The following is a 20,482-nucleotide window of genomic DNA, read 5'->3' on the forward strand; positions in this document are numbered from 1 at the left end:
CAGGGGGAATGAAGGATGAAGGAGTATCATCAATACCCGATGTGGGACGCGTCACTTTCACTTGAGGAAAGGTTGGATGACCTGATTGCACGATTGACAACGGAGGAGAAGATCCGACTAATTCCTACACGCGAAGCAGCTGTACCAAGACTGGGCATTCCAGCCTACAACGTTGGGGGTGAAGCTGCCCACGGGGTTGCATGGAAAGGGGAGGCAACGGTATTTCCACAACCGCTCGGTCTATCAAGTACCTGGAATACAAGTCTCATGCGGGAGATTGGTTCAGTCATTGGCGATGAAGCGAGGGCATATCATCACCGTAATCCTGAAGTTCACGGGTTAACATTATGGGCACCAACGGTTGATCTGGAACGTGACCCACGCTGGGGCAGAACGGAAGAGGGATATGGCGAGGACCCGGTCCTCACGGGAGAAATGTCGGCGGCTCTCGTCAAAGGCATGCAGGGAAATGATCCTTTTTATCTGAAAATGGTCGCGACATTGAAACACTTTTTTGCCAATAATAATGAGAAAGATCGGCTGAATTGTTCATCCAGCATCGATCCGCGCAATCTGCGGGAATATTATTTGAAAGCATTTGAGACACCATTTGTGGAAGGTGGAGCCTTGTCCATGATGACAGCTTACAATTCCATCAATGGTACACCTGCCATTGAAAGTCCATATGTGAATGATGTGGTTAAGGGTGTGTGGGCGATGCCAGGTTTCATTGTATGTGATGGTGGAGACCTGTCACAGACGGTGAACTATCATGGTTATCACACCAGTCATGCCGAATCAGCAGCAGGTGCGTTGAAGGCAGGAGTGGATTGTCTTACAGATGAAGTTGATCTTGTTGTATCTGCTCTGGAGGAGGCTCTTGAAAAGAATCTGTTGGAAATAGCTGATTTGGACAGAGCGATCCGCAACATCTTTGGTGTGCGAATGCGACTTGGACAACTCGATCAGTCTGGACTCAACCCATATGCGTCTATTCCCGAGTCGTTATTATGTGCACCGGAACATGCCAAACTTAGTTATCGTGCCGCTGCCGAATCGATTGTTTTGCTCCAAAATGATGGTTTGCTTCCGTTGCAGCCAGAAGTGTTGCAGAAAATCAGTGTGATTGGGCCGCTTGCAGATGTTGTCTATACCGATTGGTACAGTGGCACACTGCCTTATCGTGTATCCGTCCTCGATGGATTGCGCAATCGCCTACCTGAAGCAGACGTGACCTATGTGGATGGGAATGACCGTATTCAGCTGAAGACAACAGACGGTCAGGTTATAACCTTGGGTGTGGAAGGTACACTCGTCGCTATACCGGAAGTCAGTGCACCTACAGCCGTCGAATTTGTACATCAGGATTGGGGTTGGGGAAGTCATACGCTGAGAAGTGTAAACAATAATCGATACGTTAGCTTAACCGAGCAAGGCATCTATCAGGCAAACGCACCGGAGATTGGTGGTTGGTTTGTGAAGGAAGTTGTTCGTATAGATCCTCTAACGGATGGAAGTAACACCTTGCGGTCTTGGAACGGGACCCCTGTTGGACTGAGCGAATATCAGGGACAGTCTGCTGTATCACCACTCCGGCCACAAGGAGAACAAACTACAGCTACAGGTAAAGGTACAAATCCGAATGATATTGGTGACTCTGGACACTTAAGTCAAACACCAGGCAATACACAGAGACCTTCTGCATTCAATATTGATATTGTGAACAGCGGAATACAACAAGCCGTAGAAGCTGCACATAGCAGTCAGGCATCTGTCGTTATTGTTGGCAACAGCCCATATATCAACGGCAAAGAAGAAATTGACCGCCCAAGTCTGCTGCTTCCGCCGAGTCAGGTCGAGCTTGTCAAAGCCGTGTGTGAAGCCAATCCCAATACAGTGGTTGTCATTATGGGCAGTTATCCATTTGCCTTGCAGGAGTTAAAAGGCATTGCCCGCGCAATCATTTATATGACACATGCAGGTCAGGAATTGGGGAACGCGCTTGCAGATGTGCTGTTAGGTCATTATGCCCCGGCAGGCAGATTGAATATGACATGGTATGAAGACGAATCACAGCTTCCTGACATGATGGATTATGACATCATTCAGAATGGCATGACTTATATGTATCATGAAGGACCGGTTCAATATGCATTTGGTCATGGCCTGACGTATTCGGAATTCGAATACAAAGCGATTCGTGTAAGTCGAAGTGCTTCGGCGGAAGCCGCCACCACAGATCAATTGAAGATTGAGGTGGAGGTACACAATAAGGGTGAACGTAACAGTGATGAAGTCGTTCAGATTTATGGATATTCACATACCTCGCGTGTGAAACGCGCTCAGAAGCAACTGCTTGCTTTCCGTCGTGTTCATGTCAAAGCAGGGACGCGCGTTACGATAAGTTTCGAGGTTCCTGTTCAGAAGCTGGCGCTATGGGATGTTACCCGAGATCGATACTGCCTGGAGACAGCAACCTGGGCCATCCTGGCAGGGCGTTCTTCCGCAGATATACGTCAGTCGGCTGATATTAAAATTGAAGGTGAGACGATTCCGGATCGTCCGCTGTATTTGCTTACCTTTGCCGAGAATTACGATGCTTGTGCAGGTGTTCTACTGGATGAATGTCTGGAAGGACGTTCGGCAGTTCGGGCAATCACTCCAGAGGAACCCTTATATCGAGAGGGTCAGTCGTCTTGGATCTCTTTCAACCATAATGCTGTTCAAGAAGTACAAGGATTTGAAGCCAGAGTGGCAGCTTTTGGGGAAGAGGGCAGACTGGAGATTCGTTCCGGAGGACTGGAGGGCGAACTGCTCGGTGTGTGTGAAGTTTCTGGACCTGGAGGCAGTGTGAATGGGAAAGATATCAAGTGGGCAACGGTTCAGTGTTTGCTTGAGGCGCCACATAAGGTGAATGAGCTATATATTGTCTTCAAAGGTGGAGCAGCGTTACGGCACTTTAGATTGTTGTAGTTGTAGCATGTCCTGAATAATCAACCTCCGAAACAAGCACAATAATGCTGTTGTGTGTAGAATCTGTAAAGGTGGTTGTGGTATGAACGATAAAAAGTGGGACCTCGTCGCACTTGCTTCCATCCCTTTAATTATGACCTTGGGTAATTCCATGCTTATACCGATCCTGCCACAGATTGAACGTGAGTTGAAGGTATCTGCATTTAAGGTCAGTATGCTCATTACAGTCTACGCTGTAGTTGCCATCCTGCTTATTCCTCTTGCAGGGTACTTGTCGGATCGTTTTGGCAGAAAAGCAGTTATCATTCCCAGCCTCGTTATTGCAGCCGTCGGAGGTGCTGTAGCTGGTGTGGCAGCATGGATGCTGAACGGAAACATAGCCTACTGGACCATTCTGGGTGGCAGGTTATTGCAGGGAATAGGCGCTGCCGGCGCATTTCCTATTGTTATCCCGTTGGTTGGGGACATGTTTAATGATGAGAACGAAGTAAGCAAAAGTCTGGGTATCATTGAGACCTCGAATACGTTTGGTAAAGTCATAAGTCCGATTCTGGGTGCAGCGCTGGCAGTCTGGTTTTGGTATGCGCCATTCATGGCTATTCCTATCCTTTGTGTGCTTTCGCTGGTCCTTGTTATTTTCCTGGTGAAGACTCCCCGGAAAAAAGAAAAGCCTCCCACCTTTACTGAATTTGTGGCATCCATTCGTGACGTATTAAAAGAAAAGGGACGCTGGTTGTATGCGTTGTTTGCAATCGGTGGTATTTGCATGTTTGTCATCTTTGGTGTGTTATATTATCTATCCGAAACGCTGGAGAGCGAATTTGCCCTGAAAGGTGTACTTAAAGGACTTGTCCTTGCGATTCCGCTGGCAGCGTTATGTTTGTCTTCTTTCCTGGCAGGGAAGTGGATTGGGAAGAACAAAACGCGAATGAAATGGCTTGGCTTTGCAGGACTTGCGCTTCTGACGGTATCCCTTGGCGTTATAGGTTTATTCGATAATATTTATGTTGTAGTAGGTCTTTTCACATTGGGAAGTGCCGGAATAGGTGCAACGTTACCATGTCTGGATGCTTTGATTACAGAAGGCGTGGACAAAAAACAGCGGGGCACAATTACGGCTCTGTTCAGCAGCATGCGATTCATTGGGGTATCTCTTGGTCCACCTGTCGTTTCTTTGTTGATCGGTTCTCATCATTTCCTGCTTTTTGGTGTGCTCGCTGCGTCTGGCGCAGTGGGCGGATTACTCACCTTATTTGCAGTTAAGCCGGATAAGGGAGATCAACCTACTTCAGGAAGCAAGCAGAAACAGGACGAAACATCTATGGATGTGATCCAGACGAGTAGGAGGTATGCTCCCATAGGTCGCAAGAAAAGTCCATTTTAGATAGACGGTGCTGTACGCTGCGTTCATTTCCATGCTGTCTTAAGTTTAACATTCAAATCTGTTTTAATAAAAAACGCGTTTACGCCTAAGAAAGCGGATGAATTTGCTTTCTCGGTGTAAACGCGTTTTTATGTTCAGAATGACTTTAACCAATCATTCGTGTTTACTTTTATTCGACTGTCTAGTTTCGGTGTTGCCGGCTCCAGATTCTGAATTCTTGGATTGATCTTGAGGTGGTTCCGTTGCAGTGATATGAGTATGAGCGAGCAGAGCATGAGGTTCAATGGAGAAGCTGCCGCTTCGTTTTCCCTGGATCAGATATATAAGCAAGAACAGAATCATAAACATCACGGAATATCGATACATATCGGTATAACTGGTTATGGCCGCAATGGCGCCAAGAAGAAGGGCACCGGTCGCAATACCCAGATCCAGCGAGTTCAAAAACATACCATTAGCCATACCCCGTTGAGTAGGAGATACAACTTGAATCATCCAGGTCTGCAGAGACGACTGCATGGAACCATAACCGACTCCGTAGATAAAGGCAGCAATGAACAGGAGGGACATGGAGGTTGCATACGAGAGCAGAATGAGGCCGACAGCAACGAATATTGCCCCTGGGATGAGCAGTGCTTTTGGCCCTTTATTGTCATAGATCCGTCCTGCAAATGGTCTGACCAATAACACGGCGAGTGCATTGAACAAAAAGAACAGCGCAGGATTGGCCAGATTGGCTTCCTTACCATACAAAACGATGAATCCGACAAGCCCGCCATAGGTGATGGATAATAGGCAATTCAGCACACTGGGCAGAATCAGCTTGCGGTTGAAAGGTGTCTTCTGTTTTGGGTTGGACCCTGAAGCACTTGTTGTGGCTTGTGGCATGATGGTTGTACTGTTATCGGTTCTGACTGCTTTTTTGCGTGTCAGCGAATAACTCAGTGGATAGATCACAGCTAGCACACCCGCAGTACATAACATCAGGGTTACAAAACCTGCTCCCTGGAGCAGAGTGACCCCAATGATTGGCCCCATAGACATAGCCAGGCTAGTCGATAGACCAAAGTAACCCATACCTTCACCCATTCGTTTCACGGGCACAATGTCCGAGGCCATCGTTGGAAAAGCGGTACTGCTCATACCAAACCCGATACCAAACAACATTCTGAGCAACAAGAGCACAGCTATACCGGCAGCAAAATAATAGCCGAGCGTTGCCAGCAGGGCTACGGACAGGCCTATATAGATCATGGCGTTACGAAGACCCTTCTCCAGTGCTTTCGCGGAATAGAGACGGGCTGCTATGGCACTTAGTGCAAACAGACAGGTGAATAAACTTACTTCAAATGCATTGGCGTGAAATCGCTCCTGAACGTAGGACGGAAGCGGAGAGACAATCATGTGCAGTTGCAAGAACAACAAGAAGTTGCACAGCATCAGCAGTATAAAATCGGTGGTCCATAGTCTAACTTGTTGTGTAGATTGTTCTTTCATGATGATGTATTCCCCCTGAGTTGTGATTCATTACAAGTTGCGGTTAATGAGGGAAAGAGTATGTTTAAATGCTTCCATCTGGTCTTCGGATATACCTTCAGCAAGTTCTTTATTCATTTCTCTTTCAATCGGAACGAGGATATCAATTAACGCTTTGCCCTCCGTGGTGAGATATAACAGGTAGGCTCTGCGATCCTGTTCGCTGGTCCGGCGTTCTACCCAGCCTTTTTTCTCAAGCAGATCAATAATCCGCGCAGTGGTGGGTTGGTCTTTGAAGACACGTGCAGCGAGCTCCTTCTGATTCACACCTTCACCGCGGTCAACATTAAAGAGAACAGAAAATTGCTCTGTCGTAATATCATAAGGTTTGAATCGTGTCGCAAGTAAAGCTACAGCTTTACGATGTGTGAAACCCAGCATGAATCCAACAGATTGTTCCAGTGTATAGTCCATGTGATTGCTAGACCTCGCTTCCATAATAAAATGTCCCAATTAATTAGTTGTTACAACAACTATATGTCAAACAAGTATTTTTGTCAAAATGAAATATTCTCATATCGAACTTACGTGTGCGCTGTGCAATGATCCAAAAATACTGTTAGAATAGTAATGAAACCGCTCTTATAGAATCGATGTCTAGCGTGCTTGAAAAATGGAGAAAACCAATCTGCTCTAACTAATGTTGGAGATGAACAAGGAGAGCTGTGTATGCTAAAGAATATACCCGCAATAATACCTCCAGAGTTACTCAAAATCATGTCCGAAATGGGCCATGGAGACGAGTTGGTTCTGGCGGATGGCAATTTCCCCGCAGCCAGTCATGCCAAGCGACTGGTACGTTGTGATGCACTGGGAGTTGTTGAACTGTTGGATGCCATCCTGCAATTATATCCACTGGATACCTATGCTGAGCGTCCCGCTGCTGTCATGCAGGTTGTGAAAGGGGATCAGGTGATCCCGATCATATGGGAAGACTATCGCCGGTTGATTGAAGAATATGAAGGCATAACGGATGCTTTTGATCATGAAGAGCGATTTGATTTTTATAAACGTGCTTCGAATGCCTATGTGATTGTTGCAACTGGTGAGCGAGCGCAATATGCCAATCTGATTTTGAAAAAAGGTGTCATTTTCCCCGATGCTGATCCTGGTCAGGAACAGCAGAATGCTGAATCGAACTGAATAATTACGGCGACGGAGCAGTGGATGCTTTGGTCGCCTTTTTATTTTTGCCAATACGAAGTAAATATAACAAAACGTACAGAATTGGCATGGACTAGATAAGCAGGATGCAATCTGGAAACGCGCATGAACGAATGTCAGCTCACTGCTCAAGATACTACAAACTTTGATGCAGATGATGAATGGGGAAAAGGGAAGGACTGTTTTACAATTGAAAGAAATACAAACGAGGAGACGATGGTCTCCATCCCAGAGGAGTTGAGTAAAATGCAACACCGAATCAGACAAGCGGGTCTTCTTGATAGTAACGAAGTGGGACAATTGTTTAATGAATACAGGATGTTCTACAACCAAAATGCTGACATTGAGGCAGCACGTCAGTATATTAGAGAACGAATGGAAGGCCATGAATCGGTGATTTTGGTAGCAGAAAAGCCAATCTCGAATGGCTTTATTTGTACTGGATTCGTTCAACTGTATCCCAGTTTCAGTTCGGTATCGATGGGGCCTGTCTGGGTGCTTAATGATCTATATGTGCATACGGATTATCGTCAGCAAGGCATTGCCAGGAAGCTCTTGCAAGCAGCCAAGCAATTGGCATCTGAGCGAGGAGTTCTTCGTATATCACTCTCAACTGAGTTAAGTAACAAACAAGCGCAAGCTTTATATGAATCCGAAGGATATGCACAGGATACCAAATTCATGTATTATGAACTTAATGTATAAGAGGTTGCTCGAAAAGACTCACTATATGAATGAATGGCACACTCGTGTCGTCGGCAACAAGGGAGGGGAGTCGCAACATGATGCAGTGGATTGCCATGATCACGATGTTAATTGATCATATAGGGGCTGTCTTTTTTCCACATATTATAGAGTTGAGGATCATAGGCCGTATCGCTTTTCCAATCTATGCTTTTGCAGTGTATGTCGGTTATAAACATACACGAGACGTACAAAAATACATATGGCGGCTGTTCTGGATCGCGATCATATCACAGGTGCCGTTCATGGCTGCGTTTAATCATTATTCTCTGAACGTGGTATGGACATTGTGGTCAGCCCTGTTGGTATTATTCGTTATTGATAAATTGCCATCCAAACTACTGGCGATTCCGATTGTAATTGGAGCAGGTTGGTTCATGGAAATTAGCCAAATGGATTACGGGATGTACGGGTTGTTATTGGTTCTGTTATTCCGCTATTTCCAGGGTCCTGTACTTGTCGTAGCACATGTCGTGTTAAATGGACTATATCTTCTGCTGCATAACAGCTCTGTGCAAATGTATAGTGTGCTCGCAACCGCCGGCATTGCTATTGCTCAGTATTACCAAGCGGGATTCCGTATGAAGGGGCCACGTTGGGTCTGGCGTTATTTCTATCCAGCGCATCTTGCCATCATTGCAATTATCCGATGGGTCTAAAAGAGTGATCCGGAATGAAGCCAAAAACAAAGAAGCCACTTTCATCGTCAGTGAATGACGATAAGATGGCTTCTTTCGTGTGACCTTATTTATTAATTAAATGCTAATGATAAAGTGAACTTACTCCATCGCTGTAGAAGTGCCGTTATGGCGCCGGATTGCAGACGGGAAATATCCAATCTGAACGGCGTAGTCTAACATGGCGGAGATGAAGCGATCATCTGTTTTTGCACATGAGATACCGGCAGGTTCCACATAAGCCGTGGTGACAGGGCAAGCATAGATATATGCTGAATCCTTCGCACCGTCGCCTTCAAGCTGTGCAATAGCCAACTGAAGAGCTTCCGGCTCTTTGCTGATGCTGGCATCGAACAACCAACGTGTGTAATCCGCGAATGGTAGCGTTTCGACTTCGTAACCAGCCCGATTCACAGAACGGATCAGCTCATCATAACGGATGGGCTCCGGATTACAGATGTGGAATACACGACCAGCGGTATCCTGACGTAAGGCCAGATGAACGATAGCTTCACTTGCATAGTTGATCGGTGTAAAATCAACCATCCAGTCAGCCGCAGGAGCCTTGCCGAGCAATAACATCGCTTTAATCATACGATAAAAGGCGTTGCTATCAATATTGGACTGGAAGCGTCCAGTTTCGGAGTGGCAAGTGAGATTACCTGCACGATAGATGCTGACAGGTACACCTTCCTCTGCCGCAATCATGAGCACTTTCTCGGCTTCAAGCTTGCTGTCCGAATACAGGTTGTCCACATGCAAGTCAGCCGGGAACCGATCATATTGCAGGGAAGATTCCCATTGTCCGCTGAGTGCCAGATCTTCCGGAATACCCATCGTGGATACATGGTGGAAGGAAGCACCTGGTTTGCTACGAATCAAGTCTAGCAATGCGACCGTTCCTTCCACGTTTGTTTTGGCGAACTGATCGGCATCGCCGAAATGACGTACGTCTGCAGCGCAGTGGATGACACGGTCAATTCGATCCTGAACATAAGCCCTTTGTTCATCGGACAGACCGAGATTAAGTTGTTCGAGATCCCCTTCAATAATCTCCACGCGAGTGGAGAGTTGGTCAGTCAGTTGTTTGCCGAAATATCCTTCCAGCACGTTAGTCAAACGTTCCATTGCAGTTATTCCATTGGAAGGTCGACGAACAAGGGTGTAGATTCGTGTGCTGGAATTCAGAATTAACTGTTGCAGCACATGAGAGCCCAGATAACCAGTCGCTCCGGTCAGTAACACATGCTCAGGTTCACGAATGAGCGGATAACCCAACTGGGATGTTAGCTCCACAGGGTGTTCGGATAGTTGTGTAATCATACCTTCGGTCACCACTGAATCCGTAACTACTGCTGCACTGAGAGCCAATACTTCCACACGACGAGCGAGAGCGCGGACTGTTTTCTCGGCAAAGAAGTCGGCGATTTTCAGCTGTGGATAATGTGGCTTCAGAATGACCAGTACATGAATGACCCGGAGTGAATCACCACCGATATTGAAGAAGCTGTCTTCGACACCGAAGTCATCGTGCTGAAGGATTTCTTTCCATGCGTCCAGGATAATGGATTCCGTCTCCGTCTCAGGCATGACCCGGTCAGGGCGATCTTCATGTCGTTCCACATGAGGCAGAGATATCATCGCTTTGCGATTGATTTTTCCAGTTGGTGCAATCGGCATTTCATCCAGCTGACAGATCCACTTTGGTACAAAATAAGAAGGAAGTTTCTCCGTCAGTTCTGCCTTGATGTCCGAAACAGAGAGGGTACTGCCATCTTTCGATGTAAAGTAACCAACCAGCATATTTTGTCCATCGGATTCTTTCTTCGGAATGACGGCAACGTTCTGGATCTGATCAAGCCGTGCAAAGTGATCTTCAATCTCCCCGATCTCAATCCGGTGACCACGAATTTTTAACTGAGAGTCACTGCGACCAACATATTCCAGCATCCCGGTATCCAGCAATTTGGCAATATCGCCAGACTTGTAGATTTTCTCACCTATCGCAAACGGGTTCTCAATGAATGCTTGCGCTGTACGTTCTGGCTGATTCAGATAACCTTTGGCCAATGCAGGGGTAGCAATATATACCTCACCAGGTACACCTGCCGGACAGAGCTGTTGTTCTTCATTTACAATGTATACTTTGTAGTTATGAATCGGTTTACCGATAGGGATGTTCACCACATGTTCAGGAACCTGCTCACTGATGCGGTGAGTAGTTGTGGCTACTGTACATTCGGTAGGTCCGTACACATTAACAATATCAATCTGGTTTCCGAATTTGCGCTGGAAGGCACGAACCTGTTCACCATATAACGCTTCTCCGGCTACAGTAATGATTCTGACTTTGGCCAGCTTGTGGAAACCTTCATCGGATAAGTAGGAAGCAAGCTGATTGAAGAAAATCGTAGGCAGTATCGTAATGATGGTTGTTCCTGTACGTTCAATTGCACTTGCGAATTCTTCAACGGATACACGTTCTTCCGCAGACAACAGATATAATTCTGCTCCATAGAACAAGGCGCCGATGGTATCCCACACGGATGCATCAAAGCTGTATGTAGCAAACTGGGTTAATACATCTCCTGGTTGAATGTCACAATCACGCTGAACCACACTGCCAAGATTGGTTACACCCCGGTGGGCAATCAGTGCACCTTTGGGTTTACCGGTCGACCCTGACGTGTAGATAATATACGCAAGATCATCCGGCTGAATATCCAGATTGGGGTTACTTGCTGCAAATCCGGCTAAACGACCATCCACAGAGAGAATCTGACGGACCGTAGCTATACTGGAGAACAAGCTGGAAGCTTGGGCATAAGAAGCTTCCGTTGTCAGCACGAAGGAGGACGCCGTATCTTCCACGATATAGCTGTTACGTTCTTGTGGGTGCTCAGGGTCGATCGGAACATATGCACCACCTGCCTTCAGAATACCAAGCAGGGATATGATCGTCTCCAGACTTCGATCCATAAAGATACTGACGAATTCACCTTTCTGCAATCCATTGGATAACAGAACACGTGCAACCTGATTAGCTCGTTCATTCAATTCCCTGTACGTATAACTTTTGTATGGCGATGTTATCGCTGGTGAATCCGGATATGCCGCTGCCGTTGCTTCGAACCAGCCATGAACCGTTTGATTCTCTGGTTCAAGAACAGAAGTATCATTCATTTCACGGTAAAGCAATCGATCTGAGGCGGAAAGAATATCTACCGTACCGATTGCTTTCTCACCGTCACGCACAAGGGCGAGTAGAAGAGTCTGATAATATTCTGCATATCTCAGCACGGTAGACTCTTTTAACAGTGAACTATCATAGAACAGATCGAGGATGAGCATGTTCTGATCATCTCGAACGTTCCAATTTAATATTTGAGGAGCTTGAGGCAACTGTACACTATTCAGCATAAAAAACGATTCAGGGTATCCACCGTTTTGCAACGTGTATTCAATCTTGAGCTGCTCTGAAACCTGATGACATAGTTGGTTGAAGGTCAATTTCCCCTGAATCTGTAAAGAAAGATAGGAAGCTGCCTGATCGGGGGAAAGTATACCTATGGCAAGTTCCTGTTCAGCTGACAATCGGAATAACAAGGCTGCATAAGCTGAGAGGAGTACCGGGTACACCATCTGTTCTCCATACTTCTGTTTAAGTTCACGGCTCAGAGAAGCATGTAATGTGATTTGAGCAGACTGATAAGAGAATGATTGTTGACGTCGCCCAAAATCCAGTGGAATCTGCAGAACTGGCAAGCTAGATTCCATGGAATGGGAAGAAGATGGTTGGTTTTCAATCACTTCAGTTATTCCTCCTTGGTTCAAACCGAATGTTTGTGGATTTGAATTATTGTTTGCTTACATTGAAATGAGAGATCAATTCTTGGAGTTCCTCAGACATGCTGTTAAGGCGTGTGGAGGAGTCTACCAGTGTAATCAAAGATGCTTTTTGCTCATCAACAGATGAGGAAATTTGTTCACTGCTGTTTGCTGTCTTACTTACGCTTGAAGACAAGTCGTCCGCTGTAGCGGTCATTTCCTCCGTACCCGCAGAGATTTCTTCTGTCGCGCTTGATACTTCCTGAATCTGATTAGATACTTTTTTCGCTGCTTCTAAAATATCTTCGAACAGTTGTCCTGTTTGATCGGCTACACTGAGTCCTGTATCTACTTCTGACGTACCTTGTTCCATTGCACGTACAGCTTGTTTAATTCCAGCTTGAATCTCTTGGATCAATACGCCAACCTGGCTGGTTGCTTGTTCAGACTGCTCGGCAAGTTTGCGTACTTCACCTGCAACAACTGCAAATCCTCTTCCTTCTTCACCAACACGAGCTGCTTCAATGGAAGCATTAAGAGCAAGCAAGTTAGTCTGGCTGGAGATACCTGAGATGATATTGAGAATATCGCCGATTTCCTGTGAACGACTCTCCAGAACCTCAATGGCAGAAGCGGTATTCTTAACCGATTCCGTAATCAGATTCATCTGTTCGGATACCTGACGGACAACACTGTTACCTTGTTGTGAACGACGTTCCATCTCATAGGCTTCATCCGCTACACTTGCGGAGCTACTGGCAATCGTCTGGATTACGGTAGCCATCTCGGACATGGCACGTGCACTATCCCGGGTTGCCTGTTCCTGTGAACGAATGTTGGAAGTGATTTGAGTCACATTGTTATTGATAGAATCTGCATTCTCACTGTTGCGTTCGGAAACTTCATATAGCTCTTTGGCAGACTGATTTACTTCTTGTGATGTGATTTGCACTTTAACGATAGTATCGTTGATTTTGCGAACCATGGTGTTGAACTTCTCGTTAACGAGTCCCAGATCGTCTTTGCCTGTCGGAATGTTGACATTCAAATTACCCCGACTTACGTCATCAATTCCTTTGATCAAGTGACGGATAGGGGAAAGTGTGTTTTTAACTACAAGGTATTGGATAATCAGGAATAACAGCAAGAAGGCCACAAGGATGATAATTCCGTTTTTGAGCAAGGAGTTTAGTCCCGCGGGTACGGCTGATGCATCTGCATCAACGGCAAAATATGAGAAAATCTTACCGTTGCTGTCTTTGATTGGATATGCAATGGTTGTCCATGTTCCGAAATCATCGGAATAAAATGTTGTGAATGTTGGGCGATCCGTATTAAGCATTTCTTTCAGTGCATTGGCTACAACGACCGGCTGCTCATACATGTCACCAATATTTACGTTCTCACTTTGAAAAGCTTCTCTTAGATTGGTCGGCATCGCTACAAGGGAAGTTAATCTCTTGTTATCGCCACCGAGCTCAACACCGAAGATGTAGGCTTGTGCAATGTTAGGATAATATTCTTGCATCTCATCGAAATACGCTCGTAATTTCGTTTGTGTTGCTCCATCATAGCTACCTTCCGTAATAGCAGCTTGTACCTCGGTAGGGTTGATATCTTCAGCCCACTTTTTGGTAATTTGTTCCACCTGTCCATGCAGTTGATCAACAAGAACTGTTTTTTGAAAATAGTAACTGCTTGCGATAAGTGCTACCCCGATGATAACGATATTGGTAAATGAGAGTAACAAATTTTTGGAGAAAAACGACATGCTTTTCCAACTTAATGATTTCACTAAATTCCACTCCTGATCTTCTTTAAATTAAGAAACTTTAGGGTTGCATTGGTACAGTGAACTAGATCATTCCGTGATCCCCTCCAAAGGAAATTTATGCGACCATGGTCTTGGTTTATCAGTCGCTTTCGTAGAGACTTATGTACCGTATGAACCATAGGTGTCTAATTATTAAAACACATCTATAATTAATATGTCGTATAAAATGTCGTTAAATTGAATAGTATCGTTAAATTTTTTTTAATATTTTACGTATTTATGGACATATCAGATGGTTTATAGGTATTTAGAACTGTTTATTTTAAAATTTCCCATTTTTTAGCTTCATTCTGTATTCTATAACATGGTGGGTAAAAATACATCCTTCAACAAAACAAAAATATGATGGCAGAGATGCAACAGAAGGCACGGATATACATCGGAAGCGGTTTTATCTATAATAACTACATATGCATTTCTCAAATTATGAGCAGCGGGGGTTTATAGATGAATCTTAAACAGATAGCAGCAGAGCGTGCGGCAGAATATGTTGAAGATGGAATGAAGGTTGGATTGGGTACAGGTTCAACAGCTTATTATGCCATCTGTCGGATCGGTGAGCGGGTACGTGATGGATTGAACATTCAAGCGGTTGCCACTTCAGAGGCTTCAGACAAGCTTGCCCGTGAATGGGGGATTCCCATCGTCCCATTTGACCAGATTGGACGTCTGGATCTGACCATTGATGGTGCTGATGAAGTTGATCCCGAATTTAACCTGATTAAAGGGGGGGGCGGGGCTCTTTTGCGTGAGAAAATCGTGGCGGCCAATAGTGACAAATTGATTATTGTAGCGGATGGCAGCAAAGCCGTGCAAAAGTTGGGGAAATTCCCGCTTCCAGTTGAGGTGGTTCCATTTGCTTCTGAGTGGACCTTCCAGGCGCTTGAAAAATTGGGGTGTCAACCACAGTGGCGGATGGATGGACAGCAACGTTATCTGACAGACAACGGAAACCTGATAGCAGATTGCCACTTGGAGGCGATTGATCACGCTGCGGACCTTAATGTTCAATTGAACATGTTACCAGGTGTTGTTGATAACGGACTATTTGTGGATATGGCTAGTACAGTCATTCTTGCCAATGCGGACGGAAGTATCGAAGAACTTCATCGTTCTTAATATGGAAGAGGGTGCTTTTCATCGTATGAAAGAACTGCCAATCGTTGATGGTGAACTTGTACTCAGGTGTGTGGAGAAACAGGATCTGAAAGAACTCTACGAATTGATCTACAGTGATGACATACCTGAATGGAAGCAATGGGATGCACCCTATTACCCACTTAAACACGAAAGTTATGAAAGTTTTGAACAAGGTATGCTCAAACGTATGGAAGTAGGTCCAGGCGATTCCAAACCCGTATCAATCCGTATTATTGAATCCGACAGACAAATTGTGGGTACAATCAGCTATTACATAGAAGATGAGTTATCCATGTGGCTGGAAATGGGGATTGTAATATACAGATCTGTCCAGTGGGGACGCGGGGTTGGCACACGCTCACTTGTCATGTGGTCAAGTCATTTGTTCGAACAGATGCCTTTGGTTCGGGTTGGATTGACTACTTGGTCTGGTAATAAACGTATGATGCGTGCGGCTGTGAAAGCCGGATTACAGGTGGAGGGTCGAATGCGGAAGTGTCGTATCGTTCGCGGGCAATATTATGATTCAATTCGTATGGGGATGCTCCGTGAGGAGTGGGAGCAGAAGCTGGCCCCTCATACGAGCCGAAATGTAAACAACTGATGGAGGATTATTGAAATGCTGAACACGGAGGACAACCGGGAACTGTCTTTACAATTATTCGTGGTTCTTGTTCGGGCCTACAATTCTGTGACCTCACGTTCCAATCGGGACATCCAGAGTCACGGACTGAATACGACAGAATTTGGTGTGCTTGATTTGTTATATCATAAGGGACCACAGGCATTGCAAAAGATTGGTGAAAAGGTGTTAATGTCCAGTGGTAATATTACGTATGTTGTAGATAAGTTGCAAAATAAAAATCTGCTGTTTCGTCGACCATCCAAGGAAGATCGGCGTGTCATTTACGCTGAGTTAACCGAGGAAGGAAGAGAACTGTTCACACAGATATTTCCTCAACACCATCAGGTCATCATTGATGCTTTGGAAGGACTTGACCCTTCCGAGAAAGTAGCTGCGATTAAGATGTTGAAGAAGCTGGGACTGGCGGCAGAAGGGAAAACTGACTTGCGTTCATAACGCAGGTCAGTTTTTTTGTGGATCTCGAAAAGTACAGGTATATACTGGCTGACTGACTTGCAAGGCACTCCATAATATAGGAAGATTGTTCTATACATTCATCGTGTGTAAAACATGATTATCGAAAGTTCATGTATAATGGAACATAACGATTTAAGAGCGGAATGGATGGATTGGATCAAGTAGAAGAACCTATCCCGATTGCAAGTCAGCTAACATCAATCTCATTCTGGATTAGTCACGAATGAAGATTGAGTAGGATGCGGGTATGAGGAGGGGTGCATCTATGAGTCATCAAGAAGCAGGAGAACGTTTGCTCCAAGAATCTGCGAACTTAGCTGATAAAATAACGGAGAAACAGTATCTCAGACAGCCCGATTTACTTGAGCGATTTGGCGAGAATGGAAAAATGCGAACCAAACAGGATTCGGAGTATAGCTTGAACTATTTGGCAGAAAGTGCGCTCGTACAGAGTCCAGGTCTGTTTACTCATTATATTGCCTGGCTGAAAGTTCTACTTGAGGGTTATAAGGTATCACCAGAAGACCTGGCGATTAATCTCAATCTGATAAAAGAGACCTTGGAAGAAGAATTTGACCATCCGTCAAAGTCACTTCTGCTCGAGTATCTGGAGATGGGAATATATAGAACAACACACTTGGAGTCACAGGCGGGTTACATCAACGAATCCATGCCATATGGAGATGCTGCGCAATCTTACTTACAGTGCTTGCTAGAGAATAAGCGGAAAGAAGCCTTTGAGATCATTGAAGCCCAGTTAGAAGCCGGGGTGACGATTCGTGACATTTATCGATATATCTTTCAGCCTACCCAATATGAAATTGGACGATTGTGGCAATGCCATCGTATCAGTGTGGGGCAAGAACACTTTTGTACGGCAGCGACCCAGTCATTCATATCACGTCTTTATTCTCGCTGGCTAATTCATACGGGTCAGGATAAAAAACTAGTGGCTACCTGTGTAGGCAGTGAGCAACATGAGATCGGACTGCGTATGCTCACAGATGTGTTCGAGATGGAAGGTTGGGATACGCACTATCTGGGAGCCAATGTTCCCAATGGAAGTGTCATAGAGGCTATACAGCGGCATCAGGGCGATGTTGTTGCGATTTCAGTTACGATGACGTATCACCTTCATCTGGCCAAAGAGTTGATTCATCTGATCCGTCATCATCCGGCAACGGCACATGTGAAGATTATGGTGGGGGGATATCCCTTTAATATTGATCAGGAGTTGTGGAAAACGATAGGAGCTGATGGTTATGCTCCAGGAGCCGATGAAGCGGTAGCGGTTGCAGAACAATTGCTGTCTCAGCCAGTTACATGTAATTATCTTGATATGGTTAGGGATTAGGAGAGGGATGTTGTGATGTCTAATGAGAGCGGAGAGATACAGAGGCTACGCAGAACGATTGAGCAGTTATCAGATCAGATGATCCGGAGTAAAGAGCAAGAGGAACGGACACTTACGGAATTCTCGGATATGAATAATGAACTGGTGACACTCCAGCGTCTGCTTGCAAAGAACAATAACAGTCTTGAAGCTGCACGTCAGCAAGCAGTAGATGCAGGTGATTCAAAAATCGCATTTATTGCAGGCATCAGTCATGATTTTCGTACGCCATTAAATGGCATATTGGGGATGGCTGAGATGCTGAAGTTGTCTCCCTTGTCTGAAGAACAGGAGAATTCCGTTTCCGTTATACAGGATGCTGCCAAACTGCTGCTTAAGCTGATTCAGGATCTTCTGGATCTGTCCAAACTTGAGGCGGGGCAGATGCGACTTGAACTGGGAGAAGTGGATCTGCAAGAGACGATAAACTATATCGTTCGTTTGCTCGAACCCCAAGTCAGAAAGAACGGAAATCAGTTATCGATAGACTGTGACCCCAGAATCTCTACCCTTCTTGAAGGGGATTCAACGAGAATTACACAGATACTGATCAATCTAATTCAGAATGCGAACAAATTCACATCAGAAGGTATGGTGCGGATACGAGTCACCCTTATGGAAGATGATGAAGTTACACAAATGATCCGCTTTGAAGTCGAAGACACGGGGATTGGTATCTCGGAAGAAGATCAGAACCAGTTATTTCAACCCTACATGCAGACTGAACGAGGACGCTCAAGTGAGTATGGAGGAACTGGCCTTGGATTATCGATCTGCAAGTCGCTCGTTACACTGATGGAAGGTCAGATTGGAGTAGACAGTCAGGAGGGTGAAGGATCAACATTCTGGTTCGAACTTACACTTGGTAAGAAAGACGGTAACCAGTCCGCTAACCAGTCTGTTGCTTCCGCTCAAAAATATCAGGGGCAGGATATGGATGATGAAGCTCCTTCTGTATCTGTATTGCTGGCCGATGATAATGCCATCAACCGGCAGCTGGTTATGTTGCAACTCAAAAAACTGGGAATAACCCAAGTGGACGCTGTAGTGAATGGGGAAGAGGCAATAGCTGCTTTTCTCAGCAAAAAATACAGTTTGATTCTCATGGATTATATGATGCCAGTGATGGACGGTTTGGAGGCAACACGCAAAATCCGCTCGATAGAAATGGATGAAATGCGCCATACCACACCAATCATTGCAATGACAGGTAATGTCATGCAGGGAGAGAAAGACAAGTGTATGGAAGCCGGGATGAATGACTTTATTGGCAAACCCTTCACGCTGGAAATTTTGAGTAAGATGATCGAGAAGTGGCAGCAATCCTCCGAACCGACCGAGGTACTAAATATGAGCATCGTACATGAGATTGCGGAATTAAACACCGATGGCGATCGTACACTCCTTGGTATGTTGTTGGACATGTATCGTACCGATACACCGGGCAAAATTGAGGCGCTGCGCAGACATATTGTGTCCGGTGACCATGTTGCTGCAACCGAGGTAGCCCATGATCTGAAATCAGGGAGTTTGAGCCTAGGGATTCGTTATTTATCAACTTTGTTTGCTCAGATAGAGCAGTTCGCGAAGGAAGGTCAATCACGGAAAGCAGAACCTTTGCTGGATGCTTTGTTACCCGCCTATCAAGCAGCATGTGCAGCACTGCAACGAGTAAGTAAAGATTGAATATATCTTAATAAGGAAAGAGGGTAGGGCTCGTTCATGTTATTCTACGTACTTGCAGTACTGGTACTGATCGTTCTTGCACTTCTGTGGACAGGAGGGCTTTATTTTTTCAAAACGGCCATTCGCCGTACGCCAAAAACGTTTTTGGTAGATAATCCAAATCTGATGCCTGAACCGGACAATGAAATCATTAGCAGTGCTTCTGACCTGAAGTGGCTGGATGCTCAGCCTACAGAAGAGATATCTCTTCAATCACATGATGGATTAAAACTGTATGGTACATGGCTCGGTTCCAATAAAGGGTCGAATCAGACGGTTATTCTGGCACATGGTTATTCGGGGAGAGGCAGAGAAATGGCTGGATTCGCCCGGTTTTATGCGGAAAAGCATGGTTATAACGTACTCATGCCAGATGATCGAGGTCATGGACAGAGTGAAGGTGATATCATTGGTTTTGGTTGGTTAGATCGGAAGGATTATGTCCAGTGGACCAACTGGGTGCTTGAAAAAGTGGGTACACAAGGGGAAATCATATTGCACGGCATATCCATGGGAGGAGCAACCGTACTGATGACAGGTGGTGAAGTTCTGCCGATTCAGGTTAAAGCGATTGTATCTGATTGTGCGTATACATCCGTGGAAGAAGAACTGACGTTCCAGTTGAAGCAATTATACAAGCTACCTGCATTTCCGTTTATACCTGTCACAAGTCTGATCTCCCGGTGGAAAGCAGGGTATTCCTTTAGAGAGGCTTCGGCTCTCAAGCAGCTTGCCAAAGTTAACGTTCCCGTGTTATTTATCCATGGTGAGGCTGATACGTTTGTACCAACGGAAATGGTGTACAGGTTGTATGAAGCCTGCCCAACCGAAAAGGAATTGCTGACCGTCCCCCGTGCCGGTCATGGAACAGCGTTTCAAGTCGATCGTACCGGATATGAGGCGGCACTGGAATCCTTTATGAAGAAAAATCTGTCACCTGCTTTTAATTGATTTTTTTGTGACAATCTGGGTATTAAGTAGA

At 45.4% G+C, this 20,482-nt stretch carries 15 protein-coding genes; 11 read left to right on the plus strand and 4 right to left on the minus strand.

The features are described 5' to 3' along the window. The first annotated feature begins 15 nt into the window (after positions 1–15). Together MHH92_RS10475 and MHH92_RS10480 are read left to right on the plus strand one after the other, a co-directional pair. Positions 16–2,973, plus strand: coding sequence for a glycoside hydrolase family 3 C-terminal domain-containing protein (locus tag MHH92_RS10475; RefSeq protein WP_340903592.1), 2,958 nt, complete (start codon positions 16–18; stop codon positions 2,971–2,973). 82 nt (positions 2,974–3,055) lie between these two features. Next, positions 3,056–4,357: an MFS transporter gene (locus MHH92_RS10480; protein WP_340903594.1), complete on the plus strand. Its 1,302-nt coding sequence runs from the start codon at positions 3,056–3,058 to the stop codon at positions 4,355–4,357. A gap of 153 nt (positions 4,358–4,510) precedes the next feature. Here the strand turns inward: MHH92_RS10480 and MHH92_RS10485 are convergent, their stop codons facing one another. After that, positions 4,511–5,854: an MFS transporter gene (locus MHH92_RS10485; protein WP_340903595.1), complete on the minus strand. Its 1,344-nt coding sequence runs from the start codon at positions 5,852–5,854 to the stop codon at positions 4,511–4,513. Between the two features lie 30 nt (positions 5,855–5,884). After that, positions 5,885–6,331, minus strand: a complete 447-nt coding sequence (locus MHH92_RS10490; RefSeq protein WP_235200756.1) for a MarR family winged helix-turn-helix transcriptional regulator — start codon at positions 6,329–6,331, stop codon at positions 5,885–5,887. A 231-nt stretch (positions 6,332–6,562) separates the two neighbouring features. Between MHH92_RS10490 and MHH92_RS10495 the strand changes: the two genes are divergently transcribed. The 3 genes from MHH92_RS10495 (at position 6,563) to MHH92_RS10505 (ending at position 8,460) form a co-directional block, all read left to right on the plus strand. Then, positions 6,563–7,036, plus strand: coding sequence for an RbsD/FucU family protein (locus MHH92_RS10495; RefSeq protein WP_036609525.1), 474 nt, complete (start codon positions 6,563–6,565; stop codon positions 7,034–7,036). Positions 7,037–7,303: 267 nt separating this feature from the next. Next, complete coding sequence (locus tag MHH92_RS10500) at positions 7,304–7,762, plus strand: GNAT family N-acetyltransferase (protein WP_340903596.1); 459 nt, start codon at positions 7,304–7,306, stop codon at positions 7,760–7,762. 77 nt (positions 7,763–7,839) lie between these two features. Further along, positions 7,840–8,460, plus strand: a complete 621-nt coding sequence (locus MHH92_RS10505) for a TraX family protein (RefSeq protein ID WP_340019986.1) — start codon at positions 7,840–7,842, stop codon at positions 8,458–8,460. 120 nt (positions 8,461–8,580) lie between these two features. Here MHH92_RS10505 and MHH92_RS10510 read toward each other — a convergent pair whose 3' ends face one another. Both MHH92_RS10510 and MHH92_RS10515 read right to left on the minus strand, forming a co-directional pair. After that, on the minus strand, positions 8,581–12,255 hold the full coding sequence (locus MHH92_RS10510) for a non-ribosomal peptide synthetase family protein (RefSeq protein ID WP_445744705.1): 3,675 nt from the start codon (positions 12,253–12,255) through the stop codon (positions 8,581–8,583). 79 nt (positions 12,256–12,334) lie between these two features. Next, on the minus strand, positions 12,335–14,077 hold the full coding sequence (locus MHH92_RS10515; RefSeq protein ID WP_221824293.1) for a methyl-accepting chemotaxis protein: 1,743 nt from the start codon (positions 14,075–14,077) through the stop codon (positions 12,335–12,337). A gap of 510 nt (positions 14,078–14,587) precedes the next feature. On the opposite strand from MHH92_RS10515, the gene rpiA reads away from it, so the two are divergent. The 6 genes from rpiA (at position 14,588) to MHH92_RS10545 (ending at position 20,451) form a co-directional block, all read left to right on the plus strand. Further along, positions 14,588–15,259, plus strand: a complete 672-nt coding sequence (rpiA, locus tag MHH92_RS10520) for a ribose-5-phosphate isomerase RpiA (protein WP_047842431.1) — start codon at positions 14,588–14,590, stop codon at positions 15,257–15,259. A gap of 25 nt (positions 15,260–15,284) precedes the next feature. Continuing rightward, positions 15,285–15,884 (plus strand): GNAT family N-acetyltransferase, encoded by a 600-nt coding sequence (locus MHH92_RS10525; RefSeq protein ID WP_253507391.1) that lies wholly within the window; start codon positions 15,285–15,287, stop codon positions 15,882–15,884. A 15-nt stretch (positions 15,885–15,899) separates the two neighbouring features. Further along, on the plus strand, positions 15,900–16,361 hold the full coding sequence (locus MHH92_RS10530; protein WP_036670259.1) for a MarR family winged helix-turn-helix transcriptional regulator: 462 nt from the start codon (positions 15,900–15,902) through the stop codon (positions 16,359–16,361). A 286-nt stretch (positions 16,362–16,647) separates the two neighbouring features. Next, positions 16,648–17,736 carry a cobalamin B12-binding domain-containing protein gene (locus MHH92_RS10535; protein ID WP_340903602.1) on the plus strand — a complete coding sequence of 363 codons (1,089 nt, stop codon included), beginning with the start codon at positions 16,648–16,650 and terminating at the stop codon, positions 17,734–17,736. Positions 17,737–17,751: 15 nt separating this feature from the next. Beyond that, entirely contained in the window at positions 17,752–19,461 is a 1,710-nt protein-coding gene (locus MHH92_RS10540; protein ID WP_340907659.1) for an ATP-binding protein, read from the plus strand. 36 nt (positions 19,462–19,497) lie between these two features. Next, positions 19,498–20,451, plus strand: coding sequence for an alpha/beta hydrolase (locus tag MHH92_RS10545; RefSeq protein ID WP_047842434.1), 954 nt, complete (start codon positions 19,498–19,500; stop codon positions 20,449–20,451). Positions 20,452–20,482: the final 31 nt, after the last annotated feature.

Origin of the sequence: Paenibacillus sp. FSL M7-1414 (assembly GCF_038003195.1) — a bacterium.
GTDB lineage: Bacteria > Bacillota > Bacilli > Paenibacillales > Paenibacillaceae > Paenibacillus > Paenibacillus amylolyticus.